Raw genomic sequence first — 14,577 nt, forward strand, 5'->3', positions numbered from 1 at the left:
CCCTCTACCAGTGTGAAGCATGAGTATGAGTTCAATCCTGTTTAACGACTACCCTACCCGCGACGGCAAACTCATTGTGGAAATAAAGCTCAATGCAGAGCGTTCTCTCAACGCGCTGACCCTTGAAATGATTGATCTGATACAGGCCCGCCTGGATGAGGCCCGGCACGATGATAATGTGGTGGCCTTCTTTCTCGACAGTGAGGGTGAAAAAGCCTTTTGCGCCGGCGGCGATATCATCAACCTGTACAAAGCCATGACCGGGGAGACTTCTTCCGAATTTATCGAAGACTTCTTTACCCGCGAATATCGGCTGGATCACTGTATTCACACTTATGAAAAACCGATCATCTGCTGGGGCAGTGGCATTGTCATGGGTGGTGGTATGGGCATCATGAATGGATGCAGTCACCGCATCGTCACCGAAACCTCACATCTGGCCATGCCGGAAATTTCTATCGGCCTGATTCCGGATGTGGCCGGCAGTTGGTTTCTTCCACGAATGCCAGGCAAAACCGGACTTTTCCTAGGTCTGACCGGAAACCCGATCAATGCCGATGATGCCCTGTTTCTTGGGCTGGCAGACAGATTTATCGCCAAAGAACTGAAAAGCACGCTTATTGACCGATTGCAGAATCAAGACTGGGCACAGGGTGCAACCGTGATTGATAAAGTGCTGAGAGAGCTGGAAACACTGTCTGGCCCCCAACGGCCAATGGAGACACCAGTCCGTACCTATTACGACGAAATCCAGGAGCTCATGGATGCAGACAGCCTACCGCAATTGGTGCAACAGGTTCTTGATTACAGAACCGAAGATCCGTGGATGCAGAAAGCCCAAAAAACCCTGACCAGAGGAAGCTCATTAGCGATGCATCTGTTTTATCGTCAATGGCAGGAATGCCGACATCGTTCACTCAAGGAGGTTTTTCAGAGTGAATTGATTCTGGCCGTGAATATTTCCCGCAAGGGGGATTTCCAAGAAGGCGTGCGTGCGCTCTTAATAGACAAGGATGGGCGTCCCCAATGGCAAAAGGTGTCTCAGGATGGTTCGACTGAGCGATACATCGATGACTTCTTTTCCCCTTACTGGGATCAGAATCATCATCCCCATCCGCTGGCTGACCTCGGATCATAAAGGCTGGCACGGGTATATCGTTCTGGCTTACGCCGGGCAACTTATTTTGGCTAATTGTCGTAAATATAAAAACAACACAAGAAGGTGATCACAATGGCAACAATCGGATTTATCGGCCTCGGCAATATGGGCGGCCCTATGGCCATCAACCTGGTCAAGGCGGGTCATCAGGTAAAGGCATTTGACCTATACAAGGAAGCATTGGCCCCGGTCGTGGACGCTGGTGCAACAGCCGCAGGATCAGCCGCAGAGGCGGTATCTGGTGCAGAAATTGTCATCAGTATGCTCCCTGCCGGAAGACACGTGGAAAATCTCTATGTTTCGGGCGAGCATCCGCTATTCGATATTATTTCCGGAGACACCCTGATTATTGACTCATCCACGATCGAAGCTTCCACCGCCAAACGCCTTTCAGAAATCGGTACCGGTCGTGGACTTCAGTTCATTGATGCACCGGTTTCCGGCGGTGTCGGTGGTGCCAAGGCAGGCACTCTGGCATTTATGGTGGGAGGCTCTAAGGCACAGTTTGAAAAAGCCAAGCCTATCCTTGAAGGCATGGGGAAAAATATCTTTCATGCAGGCGACCATGGCGCGGGTCAGATTGCAAAGGCCTGCAACAATATGCTGCTGGCGATTCTGATGACCGGCACCTGCGAAGCATTGAACATGGGCGTTAAAAACGGTCTGGACCCTGCAGTGCTTTCCGAAATCATGAAGCAAAGCTCCGGCAGCAACTGGGCATTACAGGTATACAACCCTTACCCCGGCGTAATGGAAGGTGTTCCGTCCTCTAATGATTACCAGGGCGGATTCCAGGTAAACCTGATGTTCAAAGACCTTGGTCTGGCCATGGACCTGAGTCAACAGAGTGCCTCCCCGATCCCCATGGGTTCCCAGGCCCGTGCCTTGTTCAGTATGCATAAGGCAAAAGGCAATGGTGGCTTGGATTTTTCCAGCGTGCTCAAGCTTTATCAGGATGAAAATAACGCCTGATCCCTGCATGATTTTGCGTAAATGCTTTCGTGATGAGCTTGCGTAATGTCTTTCATCATTCCTCTTTGCGGTGGTGGGAATTGGCACCACCGCGTATCAGACTCACTCATGGCCGGTTAGGTCTCCGGGTCTCCCTTACTGACAGAGACAGATTCAGACGCCGGGTCGCAAGCCCTTCTATTCTCATCTATTCTTAAAGACGTGCCTGCTTTTGAGCCTGGGGCCTTTTCGATTATCCCAGCAACAGGGCAATGATATTCATTAGCTGCCGGGAAGGAACTCACAGCAATAAAAAGAGCCTTGCGGAGGTAATACAGATGTCGATCAGGCGATTCAGAATAGGAATCAGGACAGCCGCCGGATTTGTGGTGGCCCTGGCCTTTATATTGGGACTTGGTCTTTTTTCTTTGAAACAGATGGGGGAAATCAGTCAGTCATCGGCCGAGATCGCTGAGGACTGGTTACCACGCCAGAGAGCTCTTGGGGATATACAGGCATCCATCAATTTTTTCCGAACCCAGGAACTCCTGCATGTCATGGCTGATTTCAATCAGGAAATCATCGACGCCGACGAGCGCATGAAAGCCGCCCAGAAAAGACTGCTTGACCAGATGGCCGCCTACAAGGAACTGATTTCCTCTGAGGAAGAAAACGCGCTTTACCAGAAATTGCAGGATGCCTGGAATAACTACCTGACCACTCACGACGAAATGATCGAGCTGTCACGGGTCAAGTTCAAGGAAGAAGCCAGAGAGATGATGACCGGCGCCAGCAATGTGCGCCTGGAGCAATTGCGTAATGTCTACCTGTCCTTGTCTGACTTTGCCGCGGCCGGCGCAGACGCGGCAAAATCCCGCGCCCAGGTACTCTACAACGAAGCCAAGTCACTCATGATCATGGCCATCGGACTGGCTGCAGTGATTACAATTGCCTTTGCCATATTTCTCACCCGCAGTATTAACAGACCTCTGGTCGCCGTCGTGAAAGCCGCAAGGTACATCGCCGGCAATGACCTCACCCACACCATCGAAGTAGAAGGACAGGATGAGATCTCAGATCTGCAACGTGCGCTTGCCGAAATGCAGGACAGATTGCGCAACACGCTCCAACAGGTCACTTCAGCTGCCACTAAGGTCAACTCTGCCTCTGAAAACCTGAACGAATTGACCCAGGATTCAACCAGCGCAATGACCAAACAGAATAATGAGATTCAAATGGCGGCCACTGCGGTAACCGAAATGTCAGCGGCAGTTGATGAAGTCGCCCAGCATGCCAACAATGCCTCTGAGGTTTCCCAGTCCACCGAATCTATTTCGAGAGACGGACGTCATCAGGTCAAAGAGACCCGTCAGTCATTGGTGGAATTGACCAGCTCTGTCAGCAATACTGCCGAAGAAATACAGGCACTGGCTGAGCGAATTAACGAAATCACCCGCGTACTGGAAGTCATTGGCGGTATTGCGGAACAGACCAATCTGCTGGCGTTGAACGCAGCCATTGAAGCAGCACGGGCCGGCGAACAAGGACGAGGGTTCTCAGTGGTGGCGGATGAGGTGCGCGCCCTCGCTCACAGGACTCAGGAATCCACCCAGGAAATCGCACAGATCATAGAAAGCATTCAGTCGGTTTCCCGCAAAGCAGTCAGCTCCATGACTGCCAGTAATGAGCACACTCATAAAACCTTGTCCCTGGCAGAGGCCGCCGATACGGCTCTGGAAGAAATCATGAAGATGGTTGGCCAGATCAATGAAATGAATATCAGCATCGCCACGGCTTCGGAGGAACAGGCACAGGTCGCTCGTGAAGTGGACCGCAATCTGGTCAATATCCGGGATGTGGCCGATCATACTGCTGAGGGAGTTCAGAGAACCGCCGGCGCAAGTAGTGAACTGGCAGAGTTGGCGCAGGATCTTTCCGGTGTGGTAATTAGCTTTAAACTTTGATCTTTGAACGTTTTTAAAGTTTGAAACCCAGGCAGGCTTTACTAAAAAACAAAAAAGGCGGATCTCATCACCCGCCTTTTTCACTTCCATCTACCGTCATGTTTAACGGATCAGTTAAACGACCCGGTATCAGAACTGATACCCGACACCCACCATGTAAACCATGGGATCGATATCCACATCAGTCTTGATCTGGGAGCCGGACTCCAGATCAATGGTGGCGGTGGTATCAATATCGATGGTCCAGATTGAAGCGTTCAGTACCACGTTATTGGACAGTTTATAGTCTGCTCCCACCTGCAACGCATAACCGAAAGAATCATCCAGTTTGATATTCCCGTCGCCCAGTGCGTCTTTGAAATCAGAGGTCAGCTCTTCCTGGAAGAAGGTGGTATAGTTCAACCCGATGCCCACATATGGCTGGAACGCAGACTGTGCATCCATAGGAAAGTATTGCACGGTAATCGTGGGTGGCAAATGCTTCACTTCCGCGGTTTTCAGATTGTCGACCGGTGCACCTTTCGCTGTTACCGTATGTTTGAAAGGAGTAGCTCCAAGAAGACTGACGCCAACTTTATCTGTCACCATATAGGTCAGTGTCAGGCCCAGTTGAGTATCGTCGTCCACAGTGACACTGGTTCCGTCGAGACTGGCACCATTCAGTGTCAGCTCTGTGCTGTCATCCTGAGGGTCTACCATAGCCAGTCCGGCACGTACCACAATGTTTCCTTTTTCATAGGCCAATGCAGATCCGGATGCGAGAATCAGTCCCATGGCCAACGCGGATAATCCCAGTTTACTTGCTTGTTTCATACTGCTACCTACCTCTTAACGTAAATACGCTATCTTGATTTAAAACAATGGATTAAAAGCTTGGATAGGATGCAGTTTAGTAATAAGGAGTTGGCGCATTATGACCTGGATCAATAAGGGTGGCTCGCTTTTCTCCTGTATTTTCTGCAAATGACTCAAGTCAAATTTTGACGCCACCGTATAGCTTGTTTCTCCTGACCAGCCACTTCTCAACCTCAACCGCCCAGAGCACAGTTGAAGAAATGGCGAAACAGACCAAAAGGTCAAACAGCGGTAAAGGATGGGTATGGAAAATCCCGTTAAGCATAGGTGTATAGATCACCGCCATCTGCAATAGGACAGTAAAACCTACCGCAGCCAGCATTGCGGGATTGGAAAACAATCCCTGGGCATACAGTGACTGGGATTCGCTTCGGACCGCGAGTGCGTGAAACAGCTGAGACAGCGTCAGAACCGTGAATACAATGGTCTGCCAGTATTCGGCCCCGCGGGAAATCGCCCAGGCCTGGGACCCAATGGACAATCCACCGATAAGCAATCCGACCCAGATAATATGCTGCCACATGCCATGCGCAAAGATATTTTCAGTCGTCGACCGTGGGCTCCGTTTCATAACATTGGCATCCGCCGGCTCAGCCGTATAGGCAAGACCTGGCAGTCCATCCGTCACGATATTGATCCAGAGTATGTGGATGGGCAGCAATGGTATAGGAAGGCCCAAAAACGGCGCAAGTAACAGGGTCCAGATCTCACCCGCGTTGGAGCTCATGGTATAGCAGATGAATTTACGAATATTATCAAAGATCCGACGACCTGCTCTCACCGCGTTGACAATGGTGCTGAAGTTATCGTCGAGCAACACCATGTCCGCCGCGCCCCTGGCAACGTCAGTGCCTTTCATCCCCATGGCAATGCCGATATTGGCGTGCTTGATGGCCGGCGCATCGTTCACGCCATCACCGGTCATGGCAACAAACTCATCATGTCCCTGGAGCGCTTTAACAATTCTTAATTTCTGATCCGGGCTGACCCTAGCGTATATCCGTACCACTTTTACTTCCTCTGACAACCTCTCATCACTGAAAGAAGCCAGTTCAGCTCCAGTGACAACCCGATCAGTGTCCTGTGCGATACCCAACCGTCTGGCAATCGCCTCCGCGGTGGCGGGATGATCACCGGTGATCATGACCGGCACTATCCCGGCCGTATGACAATCGTGTACGGCCTCCGGCGCTTCCTGTCTGGGCGGGTCCACCAATGCCACCAAAGCAACAAATACCAGACCTTTCTCCAGTTCTTGCTCTATTTCTTCCTCTGACATCTGTTCCCGCCTTTGGAGAAGCACTTTACTCTGCTTCTTCATAGCCAGGGATAAAACCCTGTAACCTTCACGGGCCAGCCTGTTAACCGTATTGAGATAATCGTCTGCGTTCAGGAAGTCACTGACACCATCCAGGCCCATTATCTGGTGACATCTGGGAATAACCGCTTCAGGCGCTCCCTTAACCAGAACAAGGTGATCATCATTCTGACGATGAACGGTCGTCATCATCTTGCGATCACTGTCAAACGGCAAGGCATGAATCCTGGGCAGACGATCTGACATCTCCTGTCGGTCATAACCATTGGTCAGTGCAAATTCGTACAGTGCCTGCTCAGTAGGCTCACCGGTGATTTCACCGTTCTTCTCAGTGACATCATTATTCAGCGCCAGGACGGCACCACAACTATCACGCAGGTTTAGCGGCATAGCGCTGAGATCAGAACTCTCACCTGCTGCCGAAATGACCTTCTCTGCCGTCATCCGATTCAACGTCAGAGTTCCGGTTTTATCCGTGCAGATAAAAGTCACGGACCCCAAGGTCTCTACCGCCGGTAGGTTACGTACCAGAGCATTGAAACGAATAAGCTTGTGAGCCCCCAGCGCCAGGGATATGGTGACTACTGCGGGCAGTGCTTCCGGAATGGCAGCCACCGCCAGTGAGATGGCGGTCAGAAACATCAACAGTACCGGTTGTCCCTGGAGCAATCCCGCGACAAATACCAGGGCGCAGATGGCAATGACGGCCAGTGCGAGGTATCGACTGAAGCTGGCCAGCCTGACCTGTAAGGGGGTCTTCGCCTCCTTACGCTCTTTCAACAATGTCGCGATACGCCCTACCTGGGTTTGCAGCCCGGTATCAACCACCACGCCTCTGGCTTTGCCTTTGGTTATCAGAGTGCTTTTAAACACCATGTTTAACCGGTCCCCCAAAGGCACATTCGCTTGCGACAAAGCGTCAGTATTTTTCCTGACGGTGTAGGACTCTCCGGTCAAAGCAGATTCATCCACCTCGAGTTGCTCAGTCATCAACAATCGCAGATCTGCCGGTACCTGATTACCGGCTTCCAACTCAACAATGTCGCCGGGTACCAATAGCGTTGCCGACAATGTCCGCAGCGCTCCGTCCCGCAGAACCTGCGCCTCAGGTGCAGACATCTCTCTCAAGGCTTCTACCGCTTTCTCCGCCCGATATTGTTGTGTGGCGCCAATAAGTGCATTGATGAGAACTATGCACAGGATAGCAAGCGTGTCCTCCATATCGCCCACCAATCCCGAGATCGCTGCAGCAGCCAGCAAGACCAGGATCATGACGTCAGTGAACTGGCGCAGAAAGATACTGAATACAGTCTTACCACTACCTTCCGGTATGCGGTTCTCACCAAACTGCCGAAGGCGCTTATCAGCAGTCTCTACCTCTAGCCCCTGATTAGTTGTCTCCAGTTCAGCACAGACGGCTTCCTGAGTCAGAGTATGCCAATTTCCGGACATAAAATGTCTCCATGACAAAACAGAAAAGCATTTTGAGCATATTAGGACGAAATACGGTAGTACTTAAGTACGGGGAAGAAAAAAGCAGGCCTCGATCCAAGACCTGCGGGAGTGGATAACCCACCTAACGGAGTTATTCCGAATGAACAGGATCTACTCTAGAACAATGCCTGGGAATTAAACTTGCTCCAGATCATTTTTTCCACAACAACAAAAACTTACAGTTTCTCAGAAAAGGCTGAAAAATCGTCGGTTGCAATACATTCAGAATCAGACGGGAATATCTTCACGCTTGAAAAGATGGACGCCAGCGATTGTCCAGCGCCCATCGGACTGTTGCTCCATAATGTAGTAGGCATCCCACCCATACCCTTCAGGCCCGATAATCATCAGGTGTTGCACCCGATAAGGTTCGGCCACTTCCAGTTCCAGATAGGTCACTGACTGCGGACGATAGACGGCTGAGTAATGATAACGGACCATGTTAATAAAGTTTTCCGCGGTGATCAGACTTCTTTTGACATCGGGGGAAGCCAGCATGAATGCCGTAATTACATCACCGGATTGAAAGGCATCGATCTGAGTCTGGATCACAGCAATGATCATTTCCCGTTCCATCGTTGACTCGTATTCTTCAGCGGGACTGGGTTCTGCAGTCGCCACCAGCACCAGGGCGAGCCACATACAATATGGATAGAGCTTCATCGGGCACCTCCAGAAGCTGATCCGACAGACTGTGACAATATCCACTTTGATCTATGTTACTGTTTACGAGTATTATCCTCCTCCATATCAACTACCTGATCCTGAACTTAACAATCACTCGTAACTGACTCAATTCAAACATGAAAAGACTCTTATATACCGCCCTGATTCTACTCGCCTTCATTGCCAACCCAGCATTCAGCCACGATGTTAAAGAGGGGGACATTCAAATCGATCACCCCTGGATGCGCATGGTTCCGGTCCCCGGAATGAACGGTGCCGGCTACATGAATCTGGTCAATGCCACCGACAAACCGGACAGGCTCATTGCAGTGAAAGGAGACTGGGCCAAGAAGTTTGAAATTCATGAGACCCGTGATAACAATGGGATGATGGAGATGTCTCCAGTGCCGCAAGGAGTTTTACTACCCTCCGGTGAGCGCGTTGAGCTGCAGCCGGCCGGCTACCATGTCATGATCATGAAAATTGAGCGTCAGATCAGACCTGGTGAGCGTATGCCGGTTACCCTGGTATTCGAAAATGCCGGTGAAATTGACACCTTCATCGTCGCTCAACCTCTTTCCGGTGACGAACGCCAACACCACTGATTTTTACTGCTTTTTTCCTTCCTGACTCATAGCCAGAGAACTTGTTCCGTCCTCTGGCTATGAGTTTTGCTTATCTTATTAACGATTAATATTTGATCACTCTCTTAGACTTTAGTCTAATACGTTGTATTAGACTAAAGTCGCAACTCGATACGAACGTCTGGCCCGATCCGCAAACCAAAGAGAGGCATCATGTTGACCGAAGCACAACTGCGTCAGCTTGAACGCAGAGAAAACAGTATTTTCATGCAATGGGTTTATAAGCGTGTATCCAGAGAAGCACTCTCTGAACATGAACGCTTTATACTGTGCAGGGACTGCTTCAGGATCAGTATTTATTCATTGGCGGTGATCAGCTTACTTCTTCCACAGGGCCTGTTACTGGAAACTGCCCTTTTTGCCGTCGTTCCCAATATGATTTTCATCAGTAAATGGCGAGGCTATCTTCAACATAAAAGCCTTCACCCGGTCCAAGAACCTTCAGACAAGTCTGGCTAATATTCAGATAAGAGACTGACCGGCTCTTATCTTCACCCCTCGTTTAATCCCCGACTCGCTTCTTGTCCCGCTCCGTTATATAGTTAAGTATATAACGCTTTATAACCAAGATTTCGCATACATTAGGAATGGTTTCGAAACTGGTGCACATCCCCTTCTCTGCGCTGCAAGACCAAATCAACGTTGGCTCTCCCGCAGGCTGGCGAAGATGTATCAAGGGTATTTATCAGAAAATCGGAAGTTGTCGATGAGAAGAATCGTACTGTGTTTTATAGGGATGTTTTTAGTCGCTGCCACGTCTCGTGCAGATGAAGCCACTATCGCCGTTGCCTCCAACTTTACCGCAGCAATGCAGGAACTTACGAAGCAATTTGAATCAGAGTCCGGTCACAAACTCCAACTGGCCTTTGGCTCCTCTGGAAAGTTTTTTGCGCAGATTTCTCACGGTGCTCCCTTCCATGCCTTTTTCTCAGCCGACCAGACCAAACCCGAAAAATTGGAACGCTCGAATCTTGTCGTGCCGGGATCCCGGTTCACCTATGCCACCGGAGCATTAGCCCTCTGGTCCACTCGTCTCCCAATCGAACAGGGTGGCACCATATTGAAAGAAGGGAACTATCGCAAACTCGCTCTAGCCAATCCCAAACTTGCCCCATACGGTGCGGCGGCTGTCGAGGTTCTGACAAACCTGGGGATCAACCAGGTGACGAGAGCCAAATGGGTACAGGGAGAGAATATTTCCCAGACCTATCAATTCGTTGGTAGTGGCAATGCCGACCTCGGTTTTGTGGCGTTGTCCCAGATTTTGTCCAGGGGACAACTCAAAGGCGGTTCATCCTGGGTGGTTCCAGAGGAGCTTTACGCCCCAATCCACCAAGATGCCGTCATCCTGGCGAAGGGCAAAGGTAACGCTGCGGTCATCGACTTTTTCCGCTTCCTCAAAACCGAGCAGGCGCGTTCCATTATCGCGTCTTACGGTTACAAGACAAAATAACGGCAATCCTGAGTAAAACGGTTATGGGATTTTCTGAAGCAGACATTAGCGCCATCGTTCTGACGTTAAAACTGGCAACTACTGTTACCTGCCTGCTGCTGTTGATTGGAACCCCAATCGCCTGGTGGCTTGCCCGCACTCGATCATGGTGGAAGGGGCCGATCAGTGCCATTGTTGCCCTGCCCCTGGTTTTACCGCCAACGGTGTTGGGATTTTACCTCCTGATTGCCATGGGTCCTGATGGTCCTGTGGGTGAACTGACCCAGGCATTAGGTTTGGGTACGCTCCCTTTTACGTTCTGGGGTCTTGTTGTTGCCTCAGTCTTCTACTCCATGCCTTTTGTTGTACAGCCGATCCAGAACGCCATAGAAGCCATTGGCGAGCGCCCGCTGGAAATCGCTGCCACCCTCCGTGCCGGCCCTTTGGACACGTTCTTCACCGTAGTCATCCCCCTGGCTAAACCAGGTTTCGCCACCGCTGCAATCCTTGGTTTTGCCCATACTGTGGGAGAATTCGGGGTTGTCTTAATGATTGGCGGCAACATTCCGGATGAAACCCGGGTGATCTCGGTACAAATTTATGACCACGTAGAGGCGCTGGAATACACCCAGGCCCACTGGCTTTCCGGGGCAATGATTATCTTCTCTTTCCTGGTTCTGGCGGGGCTTTACATGTTTCAGCACCGAAAGCATTCCTTCCGCATGCCCGAGGGTAATCTGTGAACACTGCACCGCTTGAACTCCATTTCCGGTTGAATTTACAGCACTCAAGGGAAAACCGGTTTGTTCTGAACGTCGATCTCAGCCTGCCCGGCCAGGGCGTGACAGCAATCTTCGGTCACTCAGGTTCCGGAAAAACCACATTATTAAGATGCGTGGCCGGGTTACAGAAATCTGATGCCGGAAGATTGCGGATAAACGGTACGACCTGGCAGGACAAAAAGCAGTTTTTACCCCCTTACAAACGCCCAATTGGCTATGTTTTTCAGGAATCCAGCCTGTTTCCGCATCTCTCTGCTGGACAAAACCTGGCTTACGCCATTAAACGTTCTCCTGAACGCATATCAGATCAGGAATATCAACAGACATTGAATTTGATGGGGATTGACAAACTGCTCGACAGATTGCCCTCGCAGCTATCCGGCGGCGAACGGCAGAGAGTCGCGATTGCCAGGGCATTGATGATCCAGCCTCGCATCCTGTTGATGGACGAACCTCTGGCCTCCCTGGACTTTGCCCGTAAACAGGAAATCCTCCCATATCTTGAGCGGCTAAAGTCCCGACTGGCGATTCCAATTCTTTATGTAAGCCACTCCGCCGATGAAGTAGCCAGGCTGGCTGATCACCTGGTCGTTATGGATCAGGGCCAGGCGGTGGCGCAAGGCTCAATGCGTCAGGTGCTCGCAAATCTCAACCTGCCAGTGAAACTCGGTGAGGATACCGGCGTTGTCATTGAAGCAAGGATTACTGAAAAAGATTCTCAGTGGCATCTTGTTCGTGCCGAGTTTTCCAGAGGCGAACTCTGGGTACAGGACACCGGAGACGATATCGGTCAAAAGATCAGGATTCGTATCCTGGCCAGAGATGTCAGCCTGTCACGACAACTGCATGACGACACCAGCATCCTGAACCGGCTCTACGGAGAAGTTACCCAGATTCAACCTGAAGCGAATGAGGCCACTGCTCTGGTGCGTCTCAGAATTGGTGACCACGACCTTATTTCCCGGTTGACCTGCAAATCCATTCATCACCTCAGATTAAAGCCCGGCGATCGTTTATGGGCGCAGATCAAAACAGCCGCTGTCGTCAGATAAATCAGTGAAAATCCCCCTCGCGCAGCGGATTATCTATGATCCGCTGCAAGGATTACACTGGAAGCCTTGAATAAAGCACAGGCCCTGTCACCGACGGATAGCGCCAGCTCCTGGATACTGGCGTTGGTGATATTGGCACAGACCGATTTTCCTTCTCCCAGATCAATCACGACATCGGCATTAACCGCACCTGTATCAATATGACGGACTTCACCCACCAATTTGTTTCTCGCACTGGTCGCTACATGGATATCTTTGCTGATCAGTATCCATGACGCTTTCACCAACGCCAGAGCATGGTGTCCAACTTCAAGACCCAGGGTTTCCACGCTGTCCTGAGTAATAATGGCAAACAGGGACTGGGACTCACTGACCTTTAACTCCACCTCAGCATTCACCGCGCCACGGGTAATACTGGCAATCACCCCCCGATATTGATTGCGTGCACTGGTTTTCACGGACCCTGCCCTCATAAAATCAGCCACATCATCAATAGAATGTAGCTTTCGTCCCAATCGCGAAATAAACTCATCATGCTCTTTCTGAAGTGCCAGAAACCCTTCGATGATGCGGTGACCATAAGCCGTAACCCGACTCCCCCCGCCTTTTGCCCCACCAGCTGAGCGCACGACCAGTGGCTGATCAGACATATTGTTCATATCATCGATCCGATCCCATGCAGTCTTGTAGCTGACCCCTACCTGCTTTGCAGCCCGGGAAATCGATCCACACTCTGCGATAGCGAGCAACAGGCTTACCTGGGGGGAGCTGAAGGTATTTTCACCATTATTCAACAGACTGAGTGTTGCCTGGAGGTTGCTTTTTTCTCCTGCGAGGTGCATCTCCTGGTTTGATTCAGACCCGGGTTGACCGGTTTTTTGTCGGCTCATTTTTCACTTCGTATTACGAATATGCCCCCAGTTTAGCAGTATCACATCGAAGTGGCGTTATCTTTACTTTTAGCGATACACCAACAAAGATACGAAGTGACATGAACGCCGCTTAAACTGATTGTTTGGTGACAATCTGAACTTCATTTGCCGAAGAAATAAAAAAGCCGGCAGGAAATTCCTGCCGGCTTTTTTATTTGGACGCCCCACTTAAAGAGGTCTGTAGACTGAGGGTTAGGATTAAAATGCCTTGTAACCTGATACCTTTATACAATCGGAAGGTTATCCGGATCCAATTCGGCGTTACTGGTGACTTCCGAGACCAGCTCTTCCATTTGTCTCTCGGCTTCGCCCACTTTATCAAACCGGGCAATATGAAACAGCGCTTCGCCTTCATTAACCAATGGCAGATTCACCCGTCCAACGACAATACCGTGATGCGGCGCAGTCACCAGGACATCCTGAGTGCCAAAAGGTGAACCGATCACGCCCAGCGTTTCCCCCTGCTCCACTCGTGCCCCCAGCTGCACCACCGGCCTCAGAATACCGTCGATTTCCGCTCGCACCCAGCGGCTTCCTTTCGCCACTGCCGGCTTGAATTTGCGTTCAGGCCGGCCAGTTTTAACCGGGATCATTCCGAGCTGACGCATGACATTCGTCACACCTCTGACCCCCAGCGCAATAGAGACTTCGTTAAACCTCAACGCTTCCCCGGCCTCGTAAGTAATAACAGGGATATCGTGCTTGTCTGCAGTCTCACGCAGAGAACCTTCCCTTAGTTCAGCATTGAGAATCACAGGGACTCCGAAAGCCCTCGCCATTTCGGCGGACTCTTCGTGCTGCATTCTGACGCGGATTTGAGGCAGGTTGTCCCGGTGTACTGCCGCAGTATGCAAGTCAATCGCATGGGTACATCGTTCCAGAATATTGGAGACAAACAGATTCGCAATTCTTCCACCCAGGGTTCCTTCCTGGGATCCGGGGAAACAACGGTTCAGATCCCTCCGGTCGGGTAGATACCGGGACCGGTGGATAAACCCGAAAACATTCACGATAGGAACGGCAACCAGAGTGCCGCGAATACGGTTCAGTGTCTTAAGCTTCAACAGACGCCGAATCACCTCCACCCCATTGATTTCATCGCCATGAATTGCCGCGCATACTAACAAGGTAGGACCAGGCCGCTTTCCGCAAACCACCTGAACGGGAATGGATAAGGGGGTGTGGGTATATAGTTGCGCCACCTGCAAATCGATGGTCTGGCGCTCTCCGGGATAAACGGTGGTGCCGTTCAGTTCAAAAGCTTTATTGGGCATTTTAACGCCTGAGCGCGATTTCAGCGCAATTATCTTTTAAGTATAAAGTTTTAA

At 50.8% G+C, this 14,577-nt stretch carries 13 protein-coding genes; 8 read left to right on the forward strand and 5 right to left on the reverse strand.

The genetic code is table 11. From position 1 onward, the window contains the following. Positions 1-25 precede the first annotated feature (25 nt). The 3 genes from F566_RS0112025 to F566_RS0112035 all read left to right on the forward strand — a co-directional run bounded on the left by F566_RS0112025 (position 26) and on the right by F566_RS0112035 (position 4,074). Positions 26-1,138 carry an enoyl-CoA hydratase/isomerase family protein gene (locus F566_RS0112025; protein WP_020407238.1) on the forward strand — a complete coding sequence of 371 codons (1,113 nt, stop codon included), beginning with the start codon at positions 26-28 and terminating at the stop codon, positions 1,136-1,138. Positions 1,139-1,231: 93 nt separating this feature from the next. After that, on the forward strand, positions 1,232-2,131 hold the full coding sequence (mmsB, locus tag F566_RS0112030) for a 3-hydroxyisobutyrate dehydrogenase (RefSeq protein WP_020407239.1): 900 nt from the start codon (positions 1,232-1,234) through the stop codon (positions 2,129-2,131). A gap of 317 nt (positions 2,132-2,448) precedes the next feature. Continuing rightward, complete coding sequence (locus tag F566_RS0112035; protein ID WP_026179949.1) at positions 2,449-4,074, forward strand: methyl-accepting chemotaxis protein; 1,626 nt, start codon at positions 2,449-2,451, stop codon at positions 4,072-4,074. 129 nt (positions 4,075-4,203) lie between these two features. Here F566_RS0112035 and F566_RS0112040 read toward each other — a convergent pair whose 3' ends face one another. From F566_RS0112040 to F566_RS0112050, 3 genes are all read right to left on the reverse strand, one after another. Then, positions 4,204-4,887 carry an OmpW/AlkL family protein gene (locus F566_RS0112040; RefSeq protein WP_020407241.1) on the reverse strand — a complete coding sequence of 228 codons (684 nt, stop codon included), beginning with the start codon at positions 4,885-4,887 and terminating at the stop codon, positions 4,204-4,206. Positions 4,888-5,047: 160 nt separating this feature from the next. Next, positions 5,048-7,699 carry a cation-translocating P-type ATPase gene (locus F566_RS0112045; protein ID WP_020407242.1) on the reverse strand — a complete coding sequence of 884 codons (2,652 nt, stop codon included), beginning with the start codon at positions 7,697-7,699 and terminating at the stop codon, positions 5,048-5,050. 270 nt (positions 7,700-7,969) lie between these two features. Next, a complete protein-coding gene (locus F566_RS0112050) occupies positions 7,970-8,404 on the reverse strand; it encodes a DUF4864 domain-containing protein (protein WP_051085316.1) in 435 nt (144 codons plus the stop codon). Positions 8,405-8,544: 140 nt separating this feature from the next. Here F566_RS0112050 and F566_RS0112055 point away from each other — a divergent pair, with 140 nt between their 5' ends. The 5 genes from F566_RS0112055 (at position 8,545) to modC (ending at position 12,317) form a co-directional block, all read left to right on the forward strand. Continuing rightward, positions 8,545-9,012 (forward strand): copper chaperone PCu(A)C, encoded by a 468-nt coding sequence (locus F566_RS0112055; RefSeq protein WP_020407244.1) that lies wholly within the window; start codon positions 8,545-8,547, stop codon positions 9,010-9,012. A 192-nt stretch (positions 9,013-9,204) separates the two neighbouring features. After that, on the forward strand, positions 9,205-9,510 hold the full coding sequence (locus F566_RS0112060; protein ID WP_020407245.1) for a hypothetical protein: 306 nt from the start codon (positions 9,205-9,207) through the stop codon (positions 9,508-9,510). A gap of 247 nt (positions 9,511-9,757) precedes the next feature. Next, entirely contained in the window at positions 9,758-10,504 is a 747-nt protein-coding gene (gene modA / locus F566_RS0112065; RefSeq protein WP_026179951.1) for a molybdate ABC transporter substrate-binding protein, read from the forward strand. A 23-nt stretch (positions 10,505-10,527) separates the two neighbouring features. Next, positions 10,528-11,226, forward strand: a complete 699-nt coding sequence (modB, locus tag F566_RS0112070) for a molybdate ABC transporter permease subunit (RefSeq protein WP_020407247.1) — start codon at positions 10,528-10,530, stop codon at positions 11,224-11,226. After that, positions 11,223-12,317, forward strand: a complete 1,095-nt coding sequence (modC, locus tag F566_RS0112075) for a molybdenum ABC transporter ATP-binding protein (RefSeq protein WP_020407248.1) — start codon at positions 11,223-11,225, stop codon at positions 12,315-12,317. Before modB ends, modC begins: the two co-directional genes overlap by 4 nt. 29 nt (positions 12,318-12,346) lie before the next feature. Here the strand turns inward: modC and F566_RS0112080 are convergent, their stop codons facing one another. After that, positions 12,347-13,207, reverse strand: a complete 861-nt coding sequence (locus F566_RS0112080; RefSeq protein WP_020407249.1) for a TOBE domain-containing protein — start codon at positions 13,205-13,207, stop codon at positions 12,347-12,349. Positions 13,208-13,473: 266 nt separating this feature from the next. Further along, positions 13,474-14,523, reverse strand: a complete 1,050-nt coding sequence (locus tag F566_RS0112085; RefSeq protein WP_020407250.1) for a succinylglutamate desuccinylase/aspartoacylase family protein — start codon at positions 14,521-14,523, stop codon at positions 13,474-13,476. Positions 14,524-14,577: the final 54 nt, after the last annotated feature.

This window comes from Hahella ganghwensis DSM 17046, from assembly GCF_000376785.1.
GTDB lineage: Bacteria > Pseudomonadota > Gammaproteobacteria > Pseudomonadales > Oleiphilaceae > Hahella > Hahella ganghwensis.

What these genes read in the sequence shown, in the direction of transcription:
- F566_RS0112085 (WP_020407250.1), bottom strand. Translation starts at nt 14,523, where the DNA reads ATGCCCAATAAAGCTTTTGAACTGAACGGCACCACCGTTTATCCCGGA.
- F566_RS0112080 (WP_020407249.1), bottom strand. Translation starts at nt 13,207, where the DNA reads ATGAGCCGACAAAAAACCGGTCAACCCGGGTCTGAATCAAACCAGGAG.
- F566_RS0112060 (WP_020407245.1), top strand. Translation starts at nt 9,205, where the DNA reads ATGTTGACCGAAGCACAACTGCGTCAGCTTGAACGCAGAGAAAACAGT.
- F566_RS0112035 (WP_026179949.1), top strand. Translation starts at nt 2,449, where the DNA reads ATGTCGATCAGGCGATTCAGAATAGGAATCAGGACAGCCGCCGGATTT.
- F566_RS0112040 (WP_020407241.1), bottom strand. Translation starts at nt 4,887, where the DNA reads ATGAAACAAGCAAGTAAACTGGGATTATCCGCGTTGGCCATGGGACTG.
- modA (WP_026179951.1), top strand. Translation starts at nt 9,758, where the DNA reads ATGAGAAGAATCGTACTGTGTTTTATAGGGATGTTTTTAGTCGCTGCC.
- F566_RS0112050 (WP_051085316.1), bottom strand. Translation starts at nt 8,404, where the DNA reads ATGAAGCTCTATCCATATTGTATGTGGCTCGCCCTGGTGCTGGTGGCG.
- mmsB (WP_020407239.1), top strand. Translation starts at nt 1,232, where the DNA reads ATGGCAACAATCGGATTTATCGGCCTCGGCAATATGGGCGGCCCTATG.
- modB (WP_020407247.1), top strand. Translation starts at nt 10,528, where the DNA reads ATGGGATTTTCTGAAGCAGACATTAGCGCCATCGTTCTGACGTTAAAA.
- F566_RS0112045 (WP_020407242.1), bottom strand. Translation starts at nt 7,699, where the DNA reads ATGTCCGGAAATTGGCATACTCTGACTCAGGAAGCCGTCTGTGCTGAA.
- F566_RS0112055 (WP_020407244.1), top strand. Translation starts at nt 8,545, where the DNA reads ATGAAAAGACTCTTATATACCGCCCTGATTCTACTCGCCTTCATTGCC.
- F566_RS0112025 (WP_020407238.1), top strand. Translation starts at nt 26, where the DNA reads ATGAGTTCAATCCTGTTTAACGACTACCCTACCCGCGACGGCAAACTC.